The organism is Paenibacillus sp. MBLB1832 (genome assembly GCF_032271945.1).
GTDB classification, from domain to species: Bacteria; Bacillota; Bacilli; order Paenibacillales; family NBRC-103111; genus Paenibacillus_E; species Paenibacillus_E roseopurpureus.
Genome location: NZ_CP130319.1, coordinates 425,661 through 448,197, shown reverse-complemented (window position 1 = coordinate 448,197; position 22,537 = coordinate 425,661). Strand labels below are relative to the sequence as shown.

The following is a 22,537-nucleotide window of genomic DNA, read 5'->3' as shown; positions in this document are numbered from 1 at the left end:
ATGGCATCTTCCCGAGCCTACCAAGCCCTTATTTTTCGCTTGGAAGTAGCAGACCTGCTCCGCTCCATGCACACGATTTCCTCACTCGTCACATACATTGATATGAATGCATGTAACCAGTTGTTGGGGGGAATTGATGTTGAAAATGGACAAATGGAATGAGGCTTTCATCTCACAATTGCAGTCTCGTCCTGTTGATATCCTCGTATTTGCCCCACATCCAGACGACGAAATTCTTGGGACGGCAGGCTCGATCCTAAAAGCCACCGGCTGCGGGAAACGGGTGCATGTCGTATTTTTCACGAATGGCGACGGCTATCCGAGTGCCGCAGCCCGTTTATTCAACAAACAGCGGCACCAACTGCTGCCCTCGGACTTTTTGGAGCTGGCTCGCATACGGCAATATGAAGCCATTACAGCAGCGGCACGCATCGGGCTCCGCCCTATCGATCTCACGTTCCTCGGATACCCGGATGCGGGGCTTGACCAGGTGTATCTCACGACCAAGGGCATGCCTCCCTATGAGCAGCCGCTTACGAAACGACAAGCCACGTATGGAAAATTGATGCCTGATTTTCATTCACAGCTCTACGGCTGTCATGCACCTTATCGCAAGGCATGCGCCTTAAGCGATACGAAGGTGTTGATCCAGGCGCTGCAGCCCAAAGAAATTTACGTAACGGATGCCGCAGATACGCATCGTGATCATCAAGCTGCGCATGCTTTTATCATGGAAGCCGCAGCTGACCTAGGCTATAAGGGGTGTATCTACACGTACCTCATCCACGGAGGTATTGATTCCCAGTGGCCATGGCCTCGCGGGATTACACCTAAGAGGCCATTCGAGTCACACACACATGATGGGCATGTGTATCCCATGGATGTGCCTTGGCCTCCCCCATTTCGTTGCCAACTTACACAAGGCCAAACCTATGCGAAGTGGCAGGCGCTGCTCGCCTACCGGTCCCAGATGGCCATTGATGCTGAGTTTCTAACGTCTTTTATCAAATGCGAAGAAATTTTCTGGTTACCTGACCACGGGGAGTGAAAATGAACGACGATGAGCCGTATTTTGCTGATTGAAGATGAGGATCGCATCGCGCGCTTCTTGCAGTTAGAGCTGGAGCACGAAGGCTACGAGGTGCAAATACGAGGCGACGGGCGCACGGGGCTCGAAGCGGCTCTGAGCGAACCTGAATGTGATCTTATTCTGCTTGACGTGATGCTCCCCGAGCTGAACGGGTTGGAAGTACTGCGGCGTATTCGGCAGGTGAGTCCCGTTCTGCCTGTCATTCTGCTGACAGCTCGGGATGCCATCCCAGACCGTGTCAGCGGGCTTGATCTGGGCGCCAATGATTATGTGACTAAGCCTTTTGCCACGGTGGAGCTGCTGGCTCGCATCCGCAGTTTGCTGCGGCAGAAGAGCCTGCAAGAGCAGCCGCCAGATCAGGATCATCTGCTGAAAATTGATGAGCTGAGCATGGATTTGAAGAGCCGCGCCGTTTCGCGGGGAGGAACAGCGATTGAATTGACACCTACGGAGTTCGATCTGCTCCGCTTTCTCATTCAGCATCAGAATGAAGTCATGTCGCGAGAACAGATCATTACGGAAGTATGGGGGTATGATTTTATAGGGGATACGAATGTTGTGGACGTGTATATCCGTTATCTGCGTCAGAAGGTGGACAAGCCCTTCCCGACTAAACTCATCCATACGATCCGCGGCATCGGCTACGTGATCCGAACAGACTCGCTTGATGGCGGCAACGAAACCGAAGCCGATGAGCAAGAGCCCGTATAGAGATTGAGCTGCCCAAGGTGCTCGTCCGCGCCGTTAAGGCCCGAGAGGGGCCTTAATGTGCGTTCGGCTCCTCTGGCCCTGTTCCTGGTTCTGAAATACCTCGTCACTAATACCGAATATAAGCCTCGTGATAGCTCTCGTTCAAACCGCGCTTGCGCACCTTGATCTCCAGCAGCCGCTGCTTGTAGCTGACACGCGCTGTTCTCGGCTGCACAAGCGTGGGCAGCTTAATCACGCGGTTTTTGCCGTTCTCGAAGCCCGTGAGCTTTAACTGCGTTGATTTCACAAATACCTGCAGCGCTCGCGGGTCTTCCTCTTTGGCAATTTTGACCTTCACGATAACATGCTCATGCGTTTCAAAGATTTCAGTTCCGATGGATCCAGAGGAAGAAATACTAGCATCCAGACCTGGCATCGCTTTTTTCAGCATGTCCTGTACATATCCTTCAGCCCACGTCATATTATCTAAGAAGGTCTGCCCTTTTTCGGCGAACGGCAGCTTCTGTCCAAGAAACTTCTCAACTTGTTCCCATTTTAGCCACGGATGGCGATTAAATCCGCTCAAGCCCATCACCTCATTTTGCTAACAGTATATGTGCCTACGCTCCAATGTGACACCACTCCCAAAAACAGCGCACCTCTAGGCAAATGCCTCATATACTATAGGGGTGAGAAACGCGAGGGGGATTGGATGCATGCCAGCTATCGTCGGGAACGTCAAAATTATAAGTGTAGGCTCCAGTTCTATCGTACATTTTGGCGATTCCTTCATCATTGCGCCTACGAGCACTTCCAAAACATTTGCCGGAGCAGGCTCATTCAATACAGGGGATTTCCCGCGCGTCTACAATGCCTACAGCACGACAATTACGAACGATTCTGACTTGATCGATGCGAACGCGAGCGGCAACATCCTTTGACCTATGTCAGGTAAAGTGAGGTGTTCCAAGAACTATGAACTGGACCATCCATCAAACGATTATGATTCAACAGCTAAAAGTAGGCTCTGTCGCGAACTCTTCTGTTCTCCAGATCGGGACGGCTGGCTCCATTCGGTCGCTGTCGAATCTGTACAATACAGGCGGGTACATGGAGCCCGCGCCCGAACTCGGAACAAGTGAAGTCAATCCAGTTGCCCTTGTTCCTCTGCCAGCACCGAACCGCGTAGATTAAATATGTACCGTAGGAACATGAAGGGAGGTGCCTTTTACAATGAACAACGCGATCTCTTGGCAGCAATGGGCCCAGCAGCTCACCGCTTATATCGACATGCAGAAGCAACGAATCGATGCGTTGGAGCAAACTGTCAGCAAGCTGCAAACCGATCTGAAAGTGATCAAAGAGGAGAAACGGTTCCATATTGATAAAATTGAATACAATTTCGATCAGCTCAAAGTCGAGAAGCTCGACGGAACGTTAACGATAGGCATCAGTCCGAGCGCCATGGACCATATCGAGGATTTCGCCGTGAATGGCACCTCCTTGAATAAAGACGATAACGGCAACAGTCCTGTGATGGGCGGCGATCAGAACCCTTTTTATCAAGGCGGACAATATCAAGGGGCTAACGGAGGCACTCGCAGCCAAGCAGGGCAAAGTCAGAACGTCCAAGCGGAGGTGGCCAAAGGGATTGAGCAGTACTTAAAGTTCGGCGTGCAGGCAGATATGAACAACCTTGAACATAAATATCAGCATCCGCTGGATGAGGAATATAAAGATTTGATTATCGAGGATATTCGCAAACAGCTTGACACACGGATTCAGCACTATGTGAACCAGTACCGCGGCATCGGGTTTAAAGAGCCCATGGAAGCCGTGACCTCCAGCATTGTGGAGAAAACGAAGAACGACATTGTGACCGCGATTGAGACGTACATATCCAGCTTGCCTAAATCGTAAGGAGAAGAGGGATCAAATTATGTTGAATTTACACGTGGAAAATAAACAACTTTGCGTCGGCGACGTCCGAATTGTCGGGGTTGCGAGTGCTTCTGTCTTCCTGATCGGCGATACCGAGGTCATTTCTCTTTCGTCTATGTTCGATACGCCGCCGGAATCCGTCATCATTGCCCCATTCGTTCCACTGCCTGCTGAGGGATAGGCGTATGGCACGCTTATCGATCGTCGGAAACGTCTATATGAATGCTTTGAGCTCCTCCAGCACCCTGCAGGTCGGAGATAATATGAATACGGCGCTGCAAAACACCGTTTTCGCTGTACAGCGCGAAGTTCCGATCTACTATAGCAATGAGGGAAGCTTCGCGGCATACGCCTTCTATCAACGCCCGTTTCCAATCCCTCAGCCGCCCCAACCGTTCAGGATGTGTGTGGATAACTTAGGCAGCTATATCAAGGTATGCAACGTGCGCATTCTCGGCGTCTCTTCGTCTTCACTTTTTCAAATAGGTTCTAATCGTATTACTAGCGCAGAAACGCGTGTCAAAAACATCCGGCAATTCGTGACCGACAAACCAGGCCCGAAGGAGCAAACGACGTTCGTCGATACGGGTTCCCCCGATACGATCGGAGAAATTCCTGCAGCCGTTAAGGCTTCACAAGAGAAAGCCGCTTCAGGGCCGAAGCCCCCGAAGCTGGTGTTCGTCACCCAGCAGCAACAAGCGGAGCCGTTCGTACCCATCGGCCCGACGTCGCCAGCGAGGTAGACCAAGAGCCCGTCCCCACGAAGGGGGCGGGCTCTTCCATGATTTCGTGAGCAGCGCCACGAGTAAATACTCGAGATAACTCGAAAAGCCACTGCACACAAGGGATTCCCTCAGCTTTGGCGGCTATTTTAGCTCGTGTATGCTCACTCTTACACAATATGTTAATAATTACATGGAAATTAGTAGGAGAAACGTTCTATAATACATGTATTATAGACAGCGGGGCCACCGCTTTCTGACGGAAGCGTTTCTAGCACTTTGGGGGGATTTCTAGCATGGCAGGAGAAACTATCTTGATCGTAGACGATGAGCAAGAGATCGTCCAATTAATTCAGCTTTATTTAATTCGGGAAGGTTACCATGTCCTAAGCGTTAATAATGGACACGACGTCTTCCCTGTCGTTCGAGAACATCGCCCAGATCTCATTATTCTGGACATTTTGCTGCCAGGGCTTGATGGCATAGAAGTATGTCGGCAGCTGCGCAAAACGAGCAACACACCTATTCTTTTCATTTCATGCAAAAGTGAAGACATCGACATCATCCTCGGCCTTAGCATGGGCGGCGATGACTATATGACGAAGCCGTTCAGCCCGAGCCAGCTTGTAGCCCGTGTGAAAGCTTTGCTTCGCCGTAACGCCATTCGCGACCATTACATCGATGATCAGCAATTGGTCAGGTTCCCTGGATTGGAAATCAATCTCGCCAGCCACGTCGTACGTGCAGGAGGTCAAACGATTTCGCTCTCTGCCAAAGAATTTGAGCTGCTCTCACTTATGGCTAAGACGCCAAATCGCGTATATAAAATTGAAGAATTGTTCGAGCTGATCTGGAGCCTGGACAGCATGGGCGACCCTCGAACACTCATTGTACATATCAGCAATCTGCGGAAGAAAATCGAAGTCAATCCAGCAGAGCCGCGCTACATTATTACGGTTCGAGGCGTCGGTTATAAATTTAACGGCATGCTCGGTTAACAAGTACCGGCTTTTATCGGCTGAACCAGTCAGTCAATAGCTGTTGGATCGGTACCGCGGCGGCGGCAATGACAAGTGCGGGCAGCATGTTCGCCACATTGATCTTTTTAATTTGCAATATATTCAACCCTACGCCGATGACCAGCACTCCGCCTACTGCTGTGATTTGGACAATCATCGCATCGAGAGACGCTTGGCTGAAAGCCATCGCGATCACAGTAGCCAGCAGCGCGATGGTTCCTTGTAAGATGAATACGGACACCGCCGAGAAGACGACACCAATGCCGAGCGTAGAGGCGAAAATAATCGACAAGAACCCGTCCAATAACGATTTCGTGTACAAAATATCATGATTATGCCGCAGCCCGCCGTCTAACGGGCCTAGGATCGCCATCGCTCCAATACAATAAATGAGCGTGCACGTCACGAAGCCTTCGGAGATGCTTGATTTACCCAGCTCGTGAGCGGCGGACGGCTTGCTAAGCTTCGCTTGGAGCCAGTCACCGAGCAGAGTGAGCCTCGCTTCAATGCGCATCCACTCACCGAGAATGCCTCCAACGACAATACTCATGATAACCGCGACGATGCCTTTCGTTTGAAAAGCCATCGTCATCCCAAGCACAGTGATCGCGAGCCCCAGGCCCTGCATTACTGTGCTTTTCATATTTTCTGAAATGCGGGGCAGCAGCATGCCAAGAAAACCACCGATGATAATGGCAGCCCCATTCACAATTGTCCCCCATAAAGCCATGACGTTCATTCCCCTTTGCTTGCGATCTTCGTAGACCTTCTCATTCTACATGATTCTCCTCATAATTTCCTAGGGTGTTGGAAATGGTAAGGATAAGCAATCGGAAAGGAGGAATGGTCATGTCGAAAGACAAATCAATGGATCCCATGACAGGCGATATCGTGGAAACTGACGGTATATACGCGAATGAGGCAGGGCAAGAGGTCACGCTTAAGCGAGGTGACGAGTTTCCCGCTGATCTCATTCTGGGGCGCAGCACCTATGAACTGAAAGGCTTCGCAGATGAAGCGGAGATTGATCACGATCAATCTGAGCTCAACCCGATGCGTAAGCGGGTAGACGCACGGACATAGCAGATTAATGAAGGAGTTAAGCGGCTTGTACCTTGTGCCTGCTTAGCTCCTTTTTTTTGGTGTCTACGATACCTTGGATGTTTCATCCTACTATCACATTTACAGCATTCCGCCTCCGTTCTACCGTTGGCCCATAGCTGTTTCCAGGGACTGTGTTATACTAAGGGGATGAAACCATGACTACATGTTAATTTCGCCCTGGGGGATACCATATGGCACGCATCATGATCATTACTGGCGGCACGCTCGGAGACTGGGTGTTAGAAGAAATTCATCATGACGACATCCTGGTCGGCTCGGATCGGGGAGCACTCTTCCTTATCCAGCACGGGTATCAGCCGCACATCTCGATGGGAGATTTCGATTCTGTCACGAGAGAGGAATTAGCCCTCATTCGTTCGTCGAGTCACGCTTTCATCGATTGTGATCCGATTTACAAAGATTTGACCGATACAGAAATGGCGTTTAATTGGGCGCTGGATCAACAACCCAGCCACATACTGCTCGTCGGCGCACTCGGCACACGCTTCGATCATTCACTGGCTAACGTGCATCTGCTACGCAAAGGCTTAGCCCAAGGCATTCCCTGCTCCATCCTAGATGGCCATAACCATCTGATGGTGATTGATCGAACGACCCGTGTGGAGCGCGGGCCGTACACCCATATTTCGCTGCTTCCGCTTACCTTGGAAGTCACGGGCATCACTTTGCACGGCTTCCAATATCCGCTTCATCAAGCGACGCTTACTATTGGACAGTCCTTGGGGATTAGCAATATCCTGCAGGAGGCGAATGGACTTATCGAAGTATCGACGGGCTTATTGCTCGTCATTCAAAGCAAAGACTAATGGAGAATACGTTCAACATTTTGAAAATTTGGAAATTCGACACGCTCTGTTCATGTCCGCTGCATAAATTCTGGTACAATAAAGGGTATGTTCTTTATTTTTAGAGATATTGAGGTCGTAGCAGAATGCCCCCTGTACATGAAAACCTTATGAACACCTTCCAGCCTACTAAATTGCCTTCTATCATCAGAAACTTTGCGTCCAGATACGTTCTCACGAATCGCGAGGCCGAGATTGTCGGACTTATCGCTCTTCGCGGTTACAGTAATAAAGAAATCGCCGATTATTGCATCATTAGTGAAAAAACCGTGAAGGTACACATCGAGAAAATCATGGATAAAGTCGGAACTCGTTCCATGCGCAAGCTGTTATCCGCTATCATTAGCAATGACACATCGATGGTGAAATGAACACAAAAAGGATACGCCCGTTGCTTAGAAGCAATGGGCGTATCCTTTTTGTATGGCGGAGGAATCGCCGCCCATTAAGGCCCCCTATATCGGGCACTAACGGCGAGGACGAACACGTCAAGACCGATCGATTAACGCCTACATTTTTACATCACGGCAGCAAGCTTCTGCACGAACTGCTCCAAGTAGGCTTGATCGATGTGGTCGAATCGGTTCAGCCGAGGGCTGTCGATATCCAGCACGCCGATCAACTCGTCACCCGCCACGATCGGGATCACAATCTCGGATTGCGAAGCCGCGTCGCAGGCGATATGCCCTGGGAATGCATGAACATCAGGAACAAGCACTGTTTCCCTGCGCTCAGCCGACGTCCCGCACACCCCTTTGCCGAAAGGGATTCGCACGCAAGCCGGCAGCCCTTGGAAAGGCCCCAGCACAAGCTCCTTCTTCTCTTTCAGCGTATCGACCACATAAAATCCTACCCAATTCACATCCGTCAGGAATTGCCCCAACAGTGCAGCTGCATTCGCTAAATTGGCGATCCGATTCGGTTCATCGTGTATCAAAGCTTCGACTTGCCCAATGAGCAAGGAATATTGTTCTTCTCTCGTTCCGCTATAATCCGACTTGGCAAACATGGTCATCATCCTCTTCTCTTCTGTCTGCCCCTATCATACCAAATGAACGGCTTCCCTGCCAAAATCGCTCAATCGAAAAGGCAGCCAGCTGAAATAGCTGACTGCCTCATTTTTTACTTTTGCCCGTAATACGCGTTAGCGCCGTGTTTTCTTAGGAAGTGCCGATCCAGCAGCGTTTGGTCCATCGGCTGAATCTCAGGGTTAAGGTTGTACGTACGATAAGCGATCTTCGCAACCTCTTCCAGGACAACTGCGTTATGCACCGCATTGTGCGGGTCCTTGCCCCAGCTGAACGGCGCGTGGCAGTTCACTAGCACGCTCGGAACCATCGCTGGATCCAGCTCGCGGAACGTTTCAATGATGACATTGCCTGTCTCCAGTTCATAGGCGCCTTGGATTTCCGCTTCCGTCATCAATCTTGTACAAGGAACTTCCCCGTAGAAATAGTCGGCATGCGTCGTCCCTAACGCTGGAATCCCTCGTCCTGCCTGCGCCCAGCTCGTCGCCCATGGCGAATGGGTATGCACGATGCCGCCAATAGTCGGGAAAGCCCGGTACAGCGCGAGATGTGTCGGCGTATCAGAGGAGGGCTTCAAACGGCCCTCGACAATACGACCTTCCAGATCCACAACGACAAGATCCTCCGCTTTCAACTCCTCGTACGGCACACCGCTTGGCTTAATGACAACCAGTCCTTGCTCACGGTCAATCCCGCTGACATTCCCCCAAGTAAACGTCACCAGTCGATATTTCGGTAAATCCAAATTTGCTTCCAAAACTTGCTGTCTCAAGTGATCTAACATTAGAGTTCCACACCTTCCGCAAAAATGTACGTGTTACTCACATTATACACTTGTACGTACATGTTAGCTAGATAATTTGGCGGAAACGCGGATTGTATATTCACTTGTATGTACAGCATCTATACTTTTATTTTAGGTGTGGATGATCGAGAAAATGATCGTTTTCCCATCCCACTCCAGGCGCGTTTCTACCGAATAGGAACCAATGGATGTCGTTGTCGTTTCAAGAACACCTTTCGCTGCCGCACGATTGCAAGCATCCGTGAACAAACGGTTGAAAATATCTGCGTCATACCCGAACAGGAAGTCCGTAAATGTCCGAATGCTCTCCGTATTGCGCGCGAGTGCGCCATCTTCAAGTCGAACCGTCACACCATAGGTGGCGAACTGCGGGTCCAGCCAAAGGGAAACCTCGTTGCTGTTGCGAGCCTCCGCTGTAGCGCCGTTCTTCGCTAGCGCTTTGGCCGCAGCATCTTTGAATAAACGCAGCGTTGTTTCTTCTAGATCATAGTTCGTTCCGCGCAGCTTACCTGCTGACTCCATCACACCGTATGCATCTAGCATTCGTTGATCAGGAAACACAATCTTCTTGTAGCTGCCGTCTTTCGTAGGCACCACCTTCAACAACGTCCCATTCTCGTTTTTAACAACAATACGCTTCGCTTTGTTCTGCAACCTAGAAATAATTTCCAGTGCCTCTGCCCGAGTCACATATTGGCCAACGCCAAAATATCCGTTCGGATAACCCTCCATGAGACCTTTGGCCACGGCTTCGCCAATGAACTTTTGCCCCCTGCTCGTTGCGCTCTGCAAGTCACCAAAGTGTGCCGCCGCCCCAAGACTATACGTTTCATCTTCCAGATACTCGGTTTCCTTCATCAAATAGTACAAAATCTCCGCTACATCTTCGCGCTTTAACGCAGCTTTGTAATCCGAGAATTGTCCTTTACTTATAAAATGAAGATCACTTGCCAGATCCAGGTAGGGCTTCGCCCAGTATCCCGTCGTACTTGGCTTGAACGTGAAATCGCGGTAATCCTGACCCAAAATATTTTGATTGCTCGCACTTAGCGCTTGTACAAAGCTGCCTTTCCATTTCCGTTCCCCGTTCGGGAACTTGTCCGTATACGCTAGCAGCACAATTTTCACGAATTGATCTGCCGTTACTTTCTCATCGGGACGGAACGTTTCATCAGGGAATCCATCCAGCAATCCTTGATCCATCATCTGTCCAATCGTCTGCTCCGCCCAGTGACCGTGAACATCCTTGAAGCCTAACGCTCTCGCGTCGTTGGTAAGTTGTACCGTACCTATCGTAAGTAGGCAACCGATCGTTAGGATCATCAGCCACTTCTGCCATCGTCTCATCGTCATAATCTCCGCTTCTCCCCAAATTTTCGGCATTTTTTGCTGCCATCCTATAGGATAATCTTTCTACTACTCTTTGAGAACATGCTGAAAAGCCCAATACGAAAAAGAGCTTGTTCCATCACCGGCAGGACTATAGTCATACAAATAAAGACCCTGCCTCAGGCAGAGTCCATATTTCGACACGATATGCACGTTTATCGGTTATGACCTACCGTCTTAGCCGAGTTATAGTAACGAAGCCAGTCGACGATGTACATCATTTTCGCTAAATAATCGGGAGCGCTTCCCTGTAAATATTGGTATCTCTCTTCCTGAAGTAACAGATGCAGCTCATAACCTTTCGTGTAAAGCGCCTTGGTGAACGCTTCCTCTGTTTGCGGCTTGTACAGATCGGTGCCTCGCGAAAGCTCCAGTTCCTCAATAATCGTGCCTCGATAGTAAGGGTGTACATTCACCTGCATCCCCAAATCGATATAAGCTAGTCCTGTATATTCAAAAGGAAGCCAAAATAAGTTCGTCTTTTTGTCCTCAAGCTTCACGGTATACACTAAACCTAAGTTCAAGGCAATCGGCTGCGGGTAATTGTTTATGACGCCGGATCGCAGATGATCCACTACATGCTCAACGAAGTTCATGATGTTCTTCCTCTCCGAAGGATGCTGTCCTTCATTCCTTGCTCGCTATTCTAAGATTCTCTAGTTACACAGCGATTTCCTGCCTAGATCAACCTAATTTATTGCCCAACTTCACCCAGGAGAGGCGGGTCTGAAAGGGAGCGCAGCTTACGAATACTGTATGAAAAGTTTTTTCGTGGAAGGTAAACTTTTCTGAGCATTAAGCGTCTATATAGAAGAGGTGAGAGAATTGGAAACGACGGGAGTCCATGTTTTTGATTATTTGAAGTACATAGCAGAAACAACGGATCAGAAGACGATCCTACGTAATCTAATGGAAACGTACGGCAACGATGTGTGGAATTATGCCTACAGCATTTGCCGCAACAAAGATACAGCTGATGACATCGCACAAGATGCTTTCTTAAAAGTATATCGCAACCTGACTTCCTTCCGTGGCGAAGCAGCGGTTAAGACCTGGTTGCTCACCATTACCCGCAACACCGCCTACGATTATTTGCGTAAAGCATTTTGGCGCAAGGTCACCCTGGTTGGCTTCGTTCAATCTGGGGGAACGTCCCATTCTGCCGAGGCGGAAGCTGTGGAAAACTTGTATAAAAGTGAAATCTGGCAAAAGGTTCTCTCTTTGCCTGCAAAATATAGAGAAATTCTCATTCTGCATGCGCATTATCAAATGACCACGAAGGAAATGGCCGCCATTCTGGCGATCTCCGAAGGTACGGTCAAATCACGGCTTCACCACGCCAGACTTAAGGTTCTAAGTCTGAAGGAGCGTGAAGCGCTTGAACACGCCAAATCCTGATGACCTGCGCAAAGAGCTGGAGGAAGGTCCCCTGCAGCAGCAGGGGTTTACCCCCAAGCTCCGCCATGACATTGAAGAAGCCATTCGTCAGAAGGAACGAACCCGCTCCAAGGTGAAACCCCTCCTGATCTTCGCAGGGTTCGGCGCTACCTTGGCGCTGATCTGGTTCTTTCCTTGGCATACGCTCCATACCCAGAGCGAAGCCGCTGCACTGGAAAGTGCGCAGCTTGCGGCAGAAGCCGCTGCCGTCCCACCGCCTGCTCCCATCAACACCGCGTTGTTGATTGGTTTGCGAACGGAGCATGAGCCTGCCTCTGGCGGAGCCAATCAGAAGCTGGCACCGCTTCGGTACAGCACGTACCGGACGATGCTCATTGCACCTGTCCGCGGACAATTGCAGAAGACATCCGAAGGCACAGGTATCCTGATGCCTTATAAGCAAAATTTCTGGAAAATCGACTCGCTGACCCGTACATCAAGCAAAGGCGAGTCCCATTATTTATCTGTGCATTTGGCGGATCAATCCATGAAAAGCGAGCGATTCCTTGAGCCAGCGGATCAAGCGTTCAATCGCGTTGAAACGCTGTTGTTTGCAGGCAACCAATACTTGTCCATCGCAGAATCGGAAGAAGCTTGGAACGGTAATGCCCCTTACCAAGCCAATCGAATCTGGACGCGGACGCTGCCACAATTAAAGGAGGCGCGGACGATGGCTTTTTACAAAAAGCCATTGGACAAGAATCACGTGTCCTTGATGGACGTCTATGGCGTCAGCTTGAGCGCCGAGCTTACTCCACTGGCAGGTCGTATCGGCGATCCGATGAACGGGGAGATTTCGGGGCAGAGCTGGACCGTTCAGCGGGCGCCAGGCAAGTGGGTCGGCAAAGTCGCCGAAACTGCGAAGCAGGGCGCAGCAAGACCTGACTACTATACGCTGCATGACTTTCCGCGCGAGCTGCCTGACAAAGTCGTCAACCACGATGACCTGATCTACTCCTGGACTGACATTAAAGCCTCGTGGCCGCATGCTACGGATGCGCTAACCTCGCCGCTGAATGATATGCTCGTCATCTTCGAAGCTGGCCAGCTGAAGTTCTATTCCTACGGACAGGCGCCTGGCAGCGTCCCTCAGCTGGTTCTCGATTTGCAGCCTGGCGAGCAGCTCGTCATGGCGCAGTGGGCAACGGACCACTACGTGCAGGAGTGGATCGACAAAGTCGACCGCTACTTGCCCACGAAGTTGGGCCCGTTTATCGCGAGCGACGGCGCGGATGCACGCACCGCGGGGTTGGAGGCGGGGCAGTGAAGTGGGGAGGCCACGGCTGACTGCACTTCACTGCTAGCTTGAGCCGACAATGCGCTCTAGCGTAACTTTAGCGGTGGTTGACCACTGCTATTTCGCTCACAACTAGCTGATTACGCGAATTAAGAGTGGTTGACCACTCTTATTGGATCGCTTGGGCCGCCATTCGGTGCCCTAGCGTAACTTTAGCGGTGGTTGACCACCGCTATTTCGCTCACAACTAACTGATTACGCGAATTAAGAGTGGTTGACCACTCTTATTGGATCGCTTGGGCCGCCATTCGGTGCCCTAGCATAAACAGGCTGTACCAGAAGGTTCATCCCCTTCTAGTACAGCCTGTTCTTTATTCATGGCTAGCTTACCAGCCCATGCGTTCTTTTAAGCTCGTGATATGAGCGATGTGATGACTGCCGTGCCACGCGTAGTTGCCCACATTCCAATCCAATCGAATGGTATTCCCCGACTCGGGATGCACAAAAGCGCGAGCAAATTGCTCGGGCTGCATCTCATTCAATAGGATCATCCAGCGACTGTGGAGAGCGTCCAGCAAGGTGAGCGAAAGCTCCACAGGCGCGGACTTGCCATCGCTCAGCTCTGCCCAACGGTCCTCATAATACGGGCGAATCGTGGGCCCCTCTTCCGTAAGCGCCAATTTAAAGCGCGTATAGCTATTGATATGGCTGTCTGCCACGTGATGCACGACCTGACGAACTGTCCAGCCTCCTGGGCGGTAGGGGGTGTCCAGCTGCTCATCCGTTAATCCCGCTACGGCTGCACGCAGTCTGCTCGGCGTTGAGGCAATATCCCCCATCCATTGCCCAAGCTGTGACGCGGACACTTCGCCTTCATGTTCAAATAAGCCAATAGGAAAACGTAATTGATCCATAGGATCCAGCCTCCTTTTCGTTAAGTATAGCATGGGTTACTCGCGCCATGCATCCATGAAGCCTTGGATAAAACGAGGATCCCACTGGGTCCCCTTCCCCTCTGCTAGAATAGCCATCGCCTTCCGGGCGGGCATCCCTTTCCGATACGGACGATCGGACGTCATCGCATCGAACGCATCCGCTACCGCGATGATGCGGCCAAAAACCGGAATATCCTCGCCTTTCAGGCCGTCTGGATATCCACGACCATCGTAGCGCTCATGATGTGAGCGCACGCCTGGAAGCAGCGGAGCCATCGCTTCGGCGGGCTCAATTTGCTTCAAAATCGACTCCCCCAGATCGGGGTGGCGTTTAATTTGCTCGAACTCTTCGTCGGTTAAGCGGCCGTCCTTCAAAAGCACGGCATCGCGAACGCCGATTTTGCCGATATCGTGCAGCAAGGCTGTCTTGTTCAGCCAATCCAGCTCCTGCTCGCTTAGGTTAACGGCACGCCCGATCATCAACGAATATTTCGCGACGCGCGTCGAGTGCCCTGCCGTGTAGGCATCACGGGCATCGAGCGCAGCGGCAAGGGTCGCGTAATAGCTCTGCAGGAGGAGATTATTCATTTTCTCACGCGCATCGAGCCCCTTGACCATGTGGTTAAAGCCTGCGATTAGCCGGGAAAATTCATCCGAATATAAGTCCGAGGCTCTAACTCCCAAATCGCCGGACTGCACCTCCTTCATGACGCGATGCAGATCTTCGATCGGCTGCTGAATATCTTTGGCGAGCAGGCGCGCCCCCAACGAGGAGAAGCCTACCCCCAGCAGCAAAATGATCGCTGCCCATTTCCAATAATCCAAGGTCAGTTCTGGGGAGCTGACGCTGTTGCTTAAGCGAATTTGTGTCGCCAAGCTGAATAGAAAGAGCGGCATCGTGCCGATCAGAAACGCGCTCAATTGAAATTTTCGCTGAATCGATACGATCACCCGTCCATCGAGCGAAACATCCTCGCCATACAGCCGCTGACCGAGCTCACGGATATGAACGAGCATCGGGCGTATGGCTTGCGCCGTCGTGAAAAACTCCAGCAAGGCATGCATGCTGGCAACGAGTATAGCGCCAATTCCCGCTAAGCCGATATAAAAAGCAGGCAAATCCAGCCAACCTTGCGCAATGCCGATGCTAGCCATGATGACGGCAGGGATCGATAAGCCCAGGAAATGTGGCCCCATAATCCGCATAACAGATAGCGCAGGAAAACGGTGCGTTTGCAGGTAGGCGGCACGAATCGCCGCTAGCTCTGGTTTTTCCTTCCCCATCATGTTGTGAATGGGCCTCACATGCCGCCGAAATACGAGAAATTCAGCCAGCATCATGATGCATAAGGATGAGGTCATAATGAAGAACAGCCGCAGCAGCTCCGTATTCGAGATCGACAAGGTCGTGGAAATGATGACACCGCCTACTACAAGCACCGCAATGCCTGAGCCCATGATATAGTTGCGCAACAAATCGCGTAGAAATCGTCTATAAATCCCCATCGTTCACCCCGTCTCTAGTTAACTAATCTCTGTTCTATTAATCTTTCTTTAATTGTACCCTAATCTGACAAATTACGCTGAATTATTGATACGCAAAAAGAGCTATCCCAAAGTAGTCCACTACTCCAGATAGCTCTTTTGTTCGAAAAACAAGCAGCGCTACTCCCCGCTGTTCACCTTCGGTTCCACATCAGACCCAAGGAACGCGCGAGCGAGATCAGTGACACTTTTGCCTGTCAGAGTCTGCGTAATTTCAGGCACCTGCGCGATCATTTTGGCGATATCGCCCGTAATCCGATTGACGCCTGAGGACGTGCCGTCCTGCGAGATGACGGTGATTTTGTCGACATTGCTCAGCGGTGCCGCAATTTTCTCCGCCAGCTCCGGCAAGATGCGAAGGATCTCCACCGTTACCGCAGCCTGCGTGTACTGCTTGTAGGCTTCAGCTTTCTTCTCCAGCGCCTCCGCTTCTGCAAGACCTGCCAGGCGCACGACTTCCGCGTTCGCCTTTCCTTTGGCGAGCTCCGCTTCGGCCGTCGCTTCCCCGCGCTTCCTCGTCGACTCCGCTTCCGCCTCGGCTTCAAGAATTTGCCGCTGCTTGTTCACCTCGGCGCGCATAATCGCCGCCAGCTTATCCGCTTCCGCTGGCTTAATGACCGACGCCTCAAGCTCCTTCTGCTTGAGCTCGACCTCGATTTGGCGAACGGTTTTGTTCGCCTCGGCTTCCATTTGACGAATCCGTACCTCCTCCGTCACGAGCGATTGCTGAATTTGCTTTTGCTTCAATTCATAGGCCAAATCCGCTTCCGCCTGACGACTCGTCGTCTCCTGCTTGAACTCCGCTTCCTTCATGCTGAGCTCCTTGCGGTACTGCGCTTCCTTCGCGGATGCGGCGCTCTCCGCCTCAATCTTTAATTGATGCGCTTCCGCCTTGCGAATCGCCGCTTCCTTCTCCGTATCCGCTTGGCGAATCTGAATATCCCGCTCGACTTCCGCCTTGGCAATGGAGGCGCTTTTGCGAATTCGCTCCACCTCGGGAACGCCGAGGTTCTCGATGTAGCCCTGATCGTCCGCCACTCGCTTCAGCACGAAGGAGATGAGGTTCAGCCCCATTTTATCCAAATCCTCGGAACACGTTTCCCTCATCTTGCTATTGAGCTCATCCGGATTCTTCAGAATCGACTCCACGGGCAGTTGGCCGACTAATCCACGCAAATGCCCCTCGACCGAATGCAAAATCATCGTTTCCCGCTCAGCCATCGTATGGTCGAGGAATTGCTCGGAAGCGGTCGCGATCGCGATGGGATCACTTTGGATTTTGATCTGAGCGACAGCTTCTATTTTGAGACGAATTCCCTGCTGTGAGAACATCGGCTGCTCGGGCTTCACATCAAAGCTCATGAGCATCATAGAGATTGTTTTGTAACTCTGAAAGCCGGGGATCACGAACGATCCGCCGCCTTGCACCACCCTTTTGCCACCTAATCCATACACAATCATCGCTTCATTCGGCGGCACTTTCTTGTACGCTTTCACAATCGATAACAGTAAGATAAAGACGACAACCACAATAGCTGCAATCATCACAAGCACGTTCAAAACCATCGCTGTATGACCTCCTAATATTCATTAAACTCTGTTACTGTTGCTACACCCTTGCTCATATTCAAAATAACAACCTTCGTCCCTTTGGCCATAGACTCACCGTTCTCGGATCGAACACTAATCGATCTCTTCGTGCCCTGCAGCACGTACACCATTTCCCCCATCCCATCGCCGACAATCGGCACTGTAAGCTTCCCTAGCTGACCGCTCAGCTCGAAATCGCTCGCTTTCATACTGTCATCATGTTTGTAAATCACCTTCGCATACAGCAGGAAAAACAGCCAGGCCATGCCAAGTCCCGCCGCAATGGCGACCAACAGAATGAGCAGCCCGCTCGTCATGCCCACCTTGTTCAGCACATAGCCCACACCGCCGAATACGGTCAACCCCGCCAGCAGCGAAGACGTATTGAACATCGAGGGCCCGCCATGTCCATGCCCATGACCGTGCGCACCGCCTGCATCACCATGCAGTTCTAAGCTGTCCACGCCGAAAAACGCGATCAGCAACGTCAGTGCGAGACCTACAAAAAAGCAAACAACGAACACTGTCATCATCGGTTTTTACCTCCCACGTACTTATAGACGAAATTGGGAATAAAAGGTTTCGTTTTAGAAATTTTAGGAGCCTCCTCCGCATCCTTCTACTTTCACTTGCGTATAATCTTTCGATGACTTATCGTTAATTCTATTAAATCGAAGGAGTAGATTATCCCATGAACACAAAAAAATGGACTTGGCTCATCTCGACAGCGCTCGTGATCATGCTCTTGACGCTAACAGGTTGTCAGTCAGTGGAAGGTTTGAACCTGGCAAAAGCCATTCAAAACGACTGGAGCGTAAAATCCTCCGAATCGAAAAGCACAGTTCAACTAGAATTCGTATCTGGTGATACGTCCAAATTGACTGCGGAAGAGAAAGCAGCACTTGTCGCGCTGCAAAATGTGAAAATCGAACTTGCTGTGAAGACACAAGACAGTCAGCGCCTCTCTGCGGATGGCACGATCATTTACAGCAAAGGGAAAATCCCTTTCAAAGTCGCAACAGAAGGCACGAAGATTGCGCTTAGCATAGAAGGCGCGAAAAAACCGATTGTGATTGATTTGCTTGGCGGCGCGAATATTTCATTCCTGAATCTGCTGCCGAAAGCTTTGAAAGAACAGTTTGGAAATAAACTTTTAGAAATTAAACCATCGCTTATCGGTCTTATTTTAGGTAATGCACCAGACCCAGCTCATCTAACGGTTACGCCTGTTACGGATAGCGTGAATGGCGAATCCCTTTCCTTACAAAAAGCACATCTAGCATTTAGCGGCAGTGAGCTCGCTTCCCTATTGCAAAAGCTTCTCGCGAACGTTGTCGCTGATGAAGCTGGCTTAAAAGAAGTCCTGGGCCAATTGTACGATGCTCTGGAGCCCGTCATTAAAGAGCAAATCGCAGGCGGGGATTCAAGTATTACGTTGCAATTACTGACGAATAAAGATGTTACCCTAGGCCTGGTCTACTCCCCGATTCACGATTACCTTGCGGACCTGGCGGAATCCCTGACTACAACGCTTACTGGCGGCGGATCCTCGGAGGGCGTCCTGCTGCCGACGAAGGACTTGTTCAGTTCCAACGCTTCCCTGCAAGCGGACATTTACACGGATGGAGACAAACAAGTACGCAAGCAAAGCTTGGCTGTCAACCTGCCTCTTTCCGATACGAAAACAGGCGTTTCAGCAGTTAAACTTACACTGACAAGTGAAACTTGGAATTTGAACAAACCTGTTACGGCTAGCACGATCGACACGACAGGGGCACTGCAGCTCGGGCTGAATGCAACGTCCACGTTCAAATTACTAGCTAATCTCGATAAGCAGTCCACGTTCTATGGCATGCTCAAAAACGATTTGAGAGTCACGAAGAAAGATATCAACATGAAAACGGATGGTTCTGGCGGGGACGCTGACGTTCCACAACCTTTCATCGATGGGAATGGTAAAACCATGGTGCCGGTTCGTTTCGTTTCCGAGACTCTTGGCGCTGAGGTTGGCTGGAACGGCGATCTGCGACAAGTCACGATTACGGACTATTTAACAGGCAGAACGATTCTGTTAACACTAGACAGCACGCATGCTACGGTGAACGGCTCCGCGGTTCCTGAGTTGGAAAGCGCAGCAACTCTGTCAAATAACTCCACGTTTGTGCCGATTCGTTTCATTGCGGAAACACTTGGCTGCGTCGTTTCTTTCAACGATAGCACACGTGTGGTTACGATTCACCGCGACTAAATAGTCGACTTTTTGAAGATCCATTCATAGGCAAGCACCCTTTTCGCACGGCTGAATAGTCTAGTATGGAAACTAGGCCTGAAGCCTACAGACTGCACAGCGCAGTCGTACGAGAAGGAGTGAAGTGATATGCTTCAACCGCAGCAAGTAAAAAAAGATCAGCATGGACACGATGGCCATCACGGGCATCATGGGCATCACGGGCATCATGGGCATCATGATGGACACCATGGACATCACGGGCACCATGATGGACACCATGGGCATCACGGACACCATGATGGACACCATGGGCATCACGGGCACCATGGACACCATGGACACCACGGGCATCATGGACACCATGGACACCATGGACACCATGGGCACCACGGGCACCATGTGCAGCCGCATCTTCTTTATCAAGCGCAGCCTAACTGGCAGCACACGATGAAACAAAAACGAGATGGCGTCCTGCAAGCGATTCAACCGCACATTGGCCGCCGAATTCGTGTCACGACGATCGATGGTCATACGCACGAAGGGGTCCTGCTCAACGCAGATGGGCGTCATATCTATCTTCACACGGATCCTTATGGCCAGCCCGGCTTACAAAGACCAATCTATACACCAGCGCAATATAACCAAATTATGACGCTTGTCCTTTTCGAATTATTGGTTATTCTGCTGCTTGCTTAACTACTAAGCTCGCTCCTCCAGGTTCACAGAACCAGAGGGCGGGCTTTTATTTTGACTGAAATGTAAGATTTTTCTTGCGAAAGCGCATCTTTTCCTTTTTTCCTGCGTATAATCTATCGCTTCTATTATTTGCCAAATACATACAAGGATAAGGAGTAGATTCATTGATGCAAAGAAAGACGCTACTAGGCTTAATCTCCACATGGCTTGTGATCATGCTGCTTACGTTAACAGGTTGCCAGACGATTCAGGGGTTAGACATCGAGCAGGCGCTCCTGAATAGTGCCTCCCTCCAATCTGCCGAAGCCAGTGCTTCTCTCAAGATGGATGTTCTTACCAGCAATACCGACAAGTTAAGCAACGAAGATAAACAAATGATTGCCCTTCTGAAGAACTTGAAAATTGATCTCACCAGCATCATCATGCAAGATAAGCAGCACCTCTCTGTTGATGGGGCCATCTCCTACGACAAAGGAAGTATTCCTTTCAGGCTCGCGGTCAATGATTCTAAAGTAGTGATTGGAATTGAAGGCGCGAAGAAGCCAATCCTGTTTGATCTGGGAACTGCATCCGCCAAGCTGCCTATGGCTGCATCCGTTCCTGCTACGGATAATCAACAGCTTCTTGTGCAGAAAATAGAGGAATTGATACCATCGATTATGAAATTTTTCCTGCATAATGCACCAAATCCGGATCATATCTCTGTTTCCTCTGTAGTCGAGTCCGTCCATAATGAAACATTAAGCCTGCAGAAGGCGCACATTGAAGTGTATGGAAATGAAATCCAGGGCCTTCTCAAAACATTACTGACGAACATACTCGCCGATGAAAAAGGCATGAAAGAATTGATCGGACAGCTCTACGATGCGCTCCTGCCCCTTATCCAAGAGGAAATGAACAAATCGGCCAAGGATAAGGACGCGTCTGACTTTGGACTGGATTATAATGAGATGATCATGCCTTACATTGAAAATCGAACATTGGCTGTCGAGTTCATCCACACCACCCTTCAGCAGCTGCTGCGCAAGACGTTGAAGGATTGGGATAAGCAAGTCAAAGACTCTGCCTCGAGCCCTATGGAGAAAGCGATGTTCAGTGATAAAACCTCGCTCAAATTGGACTTATTCATCGATTCAGCCAAACAAATTCGCAAGGCCAATCTGGCAGTCACGATTCCAGTGACCGATGAGAAGAGTCCAGGAATCGAAGGTGTACAGATTGCCATGACGTCGGAGATTTGGCATATCAATCTCCCTGTTACCGCGCATACGATTGACATTGCTGGCGGCACGCAGGATATGAACAAAGTCACCTACAAGGACAGCGCGTTCTTAACCTTTTTCGTTCCAACATCCAAAGCCTATGCGTTCCTTCGCCACGATCTTAAGATCGCGAAAAAAGAGGTAAATCTCACCTTGAGCCCTAATGCCGCGGACTTGCATCCACTGGATGCTTCCCATCCTTTCATCAATGGGGATCAAATTGCGATGATGCCAGTTCGCTTCATTTCGGAGCGCCTCGGCGCTGCAGTGACTTGGAACGCGGCGAGCAAGGAAATTACCGTGAAGGATGCACTAAATGACACGACCATCGTGATGGCACTAGGCAGCCGCACAGCGAGCGTTAATGGGGCAGTGGTGGAGATGTCGAGCCCTGCGATGCTCAAGAATGGCTCCACGTTCGTGCCGATGCGTTTTATCGCCGAACAACTCGGGAGCAAGGTCATCTACGATGACGCAACCCACAGCGTAACGATTACACGCGAATAATTTCGCGTTATACGAAGGCAAGCCCGCTTCCCCTGATCCTTATGGATTGAGGAAGGCGGGCTTTTGTTTTTCACTTTTTTCAGAAAAGTGGAATAAGCTTCCTTGATACTGGATATATTATCAAAGCTGCGTTAATGAGTAACAAGCTCTTCGGAACCAGCCCATCTAGCCGATGAGGAGCGCAGGCACAAATTATTTGTTGGAGGTTTATGAACACATGGAAACAGGTACGGTGAAATGGTTTAACGCAGAAAAAGGATTCGGTTTTATTGAAGTGGAAGGCGGCAATGACGTTTTCGTTCATTTCAGCGCCATTCAGGGAGATGGTTTCAAAAGCTTGGATGAGGGTCAACGAGTGCAATTCGAAGTTGTTCAAGGTAACCGCGGACCGCAAGCTGAAAATGTAGTCAAGCTGTAGTCCTTCATCACATATTGCTTTAACTG

28 protein-coding genes are annotated in these 22,537 nt (G+C 50.4%); 18 read left to right on the top strand and 10 right to left on the bottom strand.

The annotated features are described in order from the left end of the window. Positions 1-136: 136 nt before the first annotated feature. Complete coding sequence (locus tag MJB10_RS02110; RefSeq protein ID WP_314801224.1) at positions 137-1,048, top strand: PIG-L deacetylase family protein; 912 nt, start codon at positions 137-139, stop codon at positions 1,046-1,048. A gap of 12 nt (positions 1,049-1,060) precedes the next feature. Continuing rightward, a complete protein-coding gene (locus MJB10_RS02105) occupies positions 1,061-1,801 on the top strand; it encodes a response regulator transcription factor (protein ID WP_314801221.1) in 741 nt (246 codons plus the stop codon). A 106-nt stretch (positions 1,802-1,907) separates the two neighbouring features. Here the strand turns inward: MJB10_RS02105 and MJB10_RS02100 are convergent, their stop codons facing one another. Beyond that, positions 1,908-2,366, bottom strand: coding sequence for an Hsp20/alpha crystallin family protein (locus MJB10_RS02100; protein WP_314801218.1), 459 nt, complete (start codon positions 2,364-2,366; stop codon positions 1,908-1,910). Positions 2,367-2,496: 130 nt separating this feature from the next. Between MJB10_RS02100 and MJB10_RS02095 the strand changes: the two genes are divergently transcribed. From MJB10_RS02095 to MJB10_RS02070, 6 genes are all read left to right on the top strand, one after another. After that, complete coding sequence (locus tag MJB10_RS02095; RefSeq protein ID WP_314801217.1) at positions 2,497-2,721, top strand: spore germination protein; 225 nt, start codon at positions 2,497-2,499, stop codon at positions 2,719-2,721. A gap of 34 nt (positions 2,722-2,755) precedes the next feature. Continuing rightward, a complete protein-coding gene (locus MJB10_RS02090) occupies positions 2,756-2,974 on the top strand; it encodes a spore germination protein GerPB (protein ID WP_314801215.1) in 219 nt (72 codons plus the stop codon). A 39-nt stretch (positions 2,975-3,013) separates the two neighbouring features. After that, positions 3,014-3,700: a spore germination protein GerPC gene (gene gerPC / locus MJB10_RS02085; protein WP_314801212.1), complete on the top strand. Its 687-nt coding sequence runs from the start codon at positions 3,014-3,016 to the stop codon at positions 3,698-3,700. A 19-nt stretch (positions 3,701-3,719) separates the two neighbouring features. Beyond that, complete coding sequence (locus MJB10_RS02080; protein WP_397386564.1) at positions 3,720-3,902, top strand: spore gernimation protein GerPD; 183 nt, start codon at positions 3,720-3,722, stop codon at positions 3,900-3,902. 4 nt (positions 3,903-3,906) lie between these two features. Further along, positions 3,907-4,464: a spore germination protein GerPE gene (locus MJB10_RS02075; RefSeq protein WP_314801209.1), complete on the top strand. Its 558-nt coding sequence runs from the start codon at positions 3,907-3,909 to the stop codon at positions 4,462-4,464. Between the two features lie 275 nt (positions 4,465-4,739). Continuing rightward, the gene (locus MJB10_RS02070) at positions 4,740-5,441 is read left to right on the top strand and encodes a response regulator transcription factor (RefSeq protein ID WP_314801206.1); all 702 of its coding nucleotides are present in this window, start codon (positions 4,740-4,742) and stop codon (positions 5,439-5,441) included. Positions 5,442-5,454: 13 nt separating this feature from the next. Here the strand turns inward: MJB10_RS02070 and MJB10_RS02065 are convergent, their stop codons facing one another. Beyond that, positions 5,455-6,192 (bottom strand): DUF554 domain-containing protein, encoded by a 738-nt coding sequence (locus MJB10_RS02065; RefSeq protein ID WP_314801205.1) that lies wholly within the window; start codon positions 6,190-6,192, stop codon positions 5,455-5,457. 119 nt (positions 6,193-6,311) lie between these two features. Between MJB10_RS02065 and MJB10_RS02060 the strand changes: the two genes are divergently transcribed. From MJB10_RS02060 to MJB10_RS02050, 3 genes are all read left to right on the top strand, one after another. Then, a complete protein-coding gene (locus MJB10_RS02060) occupies positions 6,312-6,545 on the top strand; it encodes a hypothetical protein (protein WP_314801203.1) in 234 nt (77 codons plus the stop codon). A gap of 212 nt (positions 6,546-6,757) precedes the next feature. Continuing rightward, the gene (locus MJB10_RS02055) at positions 6,758-7,393 is read left to right on the top strand and encodes a thiamine diphosphokinase (RefSeq protein WP_314801201.1); all 636 of its coding nucleotides are present in this window, start codon (positions 6,758-6,760) and stop codon (positions 7,391-7,393) included. A 149-nt stretch (positions 7,394-7,542) separates the two neighbouring features. Beyond that, entirely contained in the window at positions 7,543-7,803 is a 261-nt protein-coding gene (locus tag MJB10_RS02050) for a response regulator transcription factor (protein ID WP_314801198.1), read from the top strand. A gap of 146 nt (positions 7,804-7,949) precedes the next feature. On the opposite strand, the gene MJB10_RS02045 is transcribed toward MJB10_RS02050, so the two are convergent. The 4 genes from MJB10_RS02045 to MJB10_RS02030 form a co-directional block, all read right to left on the bottom strand. Further along, complete coding sequence (locus MJB10_RS02045) at positions 7,950-8,441, bottom strand: GAF domain-containing protein (RefSeq protein ID WP_314801196.1); 492 nt, start codon at positions 8,439-8,441, stop codon at positions 7,950-7,952. Between the two features lie 113 nt (positions 8,442-8,554). Continuing rightward, on the bottom strand, positions 8,555-9,244 hold the full coding sequence (gene araD / locus MJB10_RS02040; RefSeq protein WP_314801194.1) for an L-ribulose-5-phosphate 4-epimerase: 690 nt from the start codon (positions 9,242-9,244) through the stop codon (positions 8,555-8,557). A gap of 132 nt (positions 9,245-9,376) precedes the next feature. Continuing rightward, positions 9,377-10,648, bottom strand: coding sequence for an S-layer homology domain-containing protein (locus MJB10_RS02035; protein WP_314801192.1), 1,272 nt, complete (start codon positions 10,646-10,648; stop codon positions 9,377-9,379). Positions 10,649-10,809: 161 nt separating this feature from the next. Continuing rightward, entirely contained in the window at positions 10,810-11,250 is a 441-nt protein-coding gene (locus tag MJB10_RS02030) for a hypothetical protein (RefSeq protein ID WP_314801190.1), read from the bottom strand. A 229-nt stretch (positions 11,251-11,479) separates the two neighbouring features. Here MJB10_RS02030 and MJB10_RS02025 point away from each other — a divergent pair, with 229 nt between their 5' ends. Together MJB10_RS02025 and MJB10_RS02020 are read left to right on the top strand one after the other, a co-directional pair. Further along, positions 11,480-12,052 carry an RNA polymerase sigma factor gene (locus MJB10_RS02025; protein ID WP_314801188.1) on the top strand — a complete coding sequence of 191 codons (573 nt, stop codon included), beginning with the start codon at positions 11,480-11,482 and terminating at the stop codon, positions 12,050-12,052. Beyond that, a complete protein-coding gene (locus MJB10_RS02020; protein ID WP_314801186.1) occupies positions 12,033-13,358 on the top strand; it encodes a hypothetical protein in 1,326 nt (441 codons plus the stop codon). The genes MJB10_RS02025 and MJB10_RS02020 overlap by 20 nt, the downstream gene beginning before the upstream one ends. A gap of 356 nt (positions 13,359-13,714) precedes the next feature. On the opposite strand, the gene MJB10_RS02015 is transcribed toward MJB10_RS02020, so the two are convergent. From MJB10_RS02015 to MJB10_RS02000, 4 genes are all read right to left on the bottom strand, one after another. After that, the gene (locus tag MJB10_RS02015) at positions 13,715-14,242 is read right to left on the bottom strand and encodes a YfiT family bacillithiol transferase (RefSeq protein ID WP_314801185.1); all 528 of its coding nucleotides are present in this window, start codon (positions 14,240-14,242) and stop codon (positions 13,715-13,717) included. A 36-nt stretch (positions 14,243-14,278) separates the two neighbouring features. Then, complete coding sequence (locus tag MJB10_RS02010) at positions 14,279-15,769, bottom strand: HD domain-containing phosphohydrolase (RefSeq protein ID WP_314801183.1); 1,491 nt, start codon at positions 15,767-15,769, stop codon at positions 14,279-14,281. Between the two features lie 159 nt (positions 15,770-15,928). Then, positions 15,929-17,374 carry a flotillin family protein gene (locus MJB10_RS02005; RefSeq protein WP_314801182.1) on the bottom strand — a complete coding sequence of 482 codons (1,446 nt, stop codon included), beginning with the start codon at positions 17,372-17,374 and terminating at the stop codon, positions 15,929-15,931. Positions 17,375-17,388: 14 nt separating this feature from the next. Continuing rightward, the gene (locus MJB10_RS02000; RefSeq protein WP_314801180.1) at positions 17,389-17,931 is read right to left on the bottom strand and encodes a hypothetical protein; all 543 of its coding nucleotides are present in this window, start codon (positions 17,929-17,931) and stop codon (positions 17,389-17,391) included. Between the two features lie 158 nt (positions 17,932-18,089). On the opposite strand from MJB10_RS02000, the gene MJB10_RS01995 reads away from it, so the two are divergent. The 5 genes from MJB10_RS01995 to MJB10_RS01975 all read left to right on the top strand — a co-directional run bounded on the left by MJB10_RS01995 (position 18,090) and on the right by MJB10_RS01975 (position 22,511). After that, positions 18,090-19,646, top strand: coding sequence for a copper amine oxidase N-terminal domain-containing protein (locus MJB10_RS01995; RefSeq protein WP_314801177.1), 1,557 nt, complete (start codon positions 18,090-18,092; stop codon positions 19,644-19,646). 163 nt (positions 19,647-19,809) lie between these two features. Beyond that, positions 19,810-20,079: a hypothetical protein gene (locus MJB10_RS01990; protein ID WP_314801174.1), complete on the top strand. Its 270-nt coding sequence runs from the start codon at positions 19,810-19,812 to the stop codon at positions 20,077-20,079. Then, positions 20,076-20,324, top strand: a complete 249-nt coding sequence (locus tag MJB10_RS01985) for an LSm family protein (protein WP_314801170.1) — start codon at positions 20,076-20,078, stop codon at positions 20,322-20,324. Before MJB10_RS01990 ends, MJB10_RS01985 begins: the two co-directional genes overlap by 4 nt. Before the next feature lie 167 nt (positions 20,325-20,491). Further along, positions 20,492-22,093, top strand: coding sequence for a copper amine oxidase N-terminal domain-containing protein (locus tag MJB10_RS01980; RefSeq protein ID WP_314801163.1), 1,602 nt, complete (start codon positions 20,492-20,494; stop codon positions 22,091-22,093). Positions 22,094-22,310: 217 nt separating this feature from the next. Beyond that, positions 22,311-22,511 carry a cold-shock protein gene (locus MJB10_RS01975; RefSeq protein ID WP_314801160.1) on the top strand — a complete coding sequence of 67 codons (201 nt, stop codon included), beginning with the start codon at positions 22,311-22,313 and terminating at the stop codon, positions 22,509-22,511. The last annotated feature ends 26 nt before the right edge of the window (positions 22,512-22,537 follow it).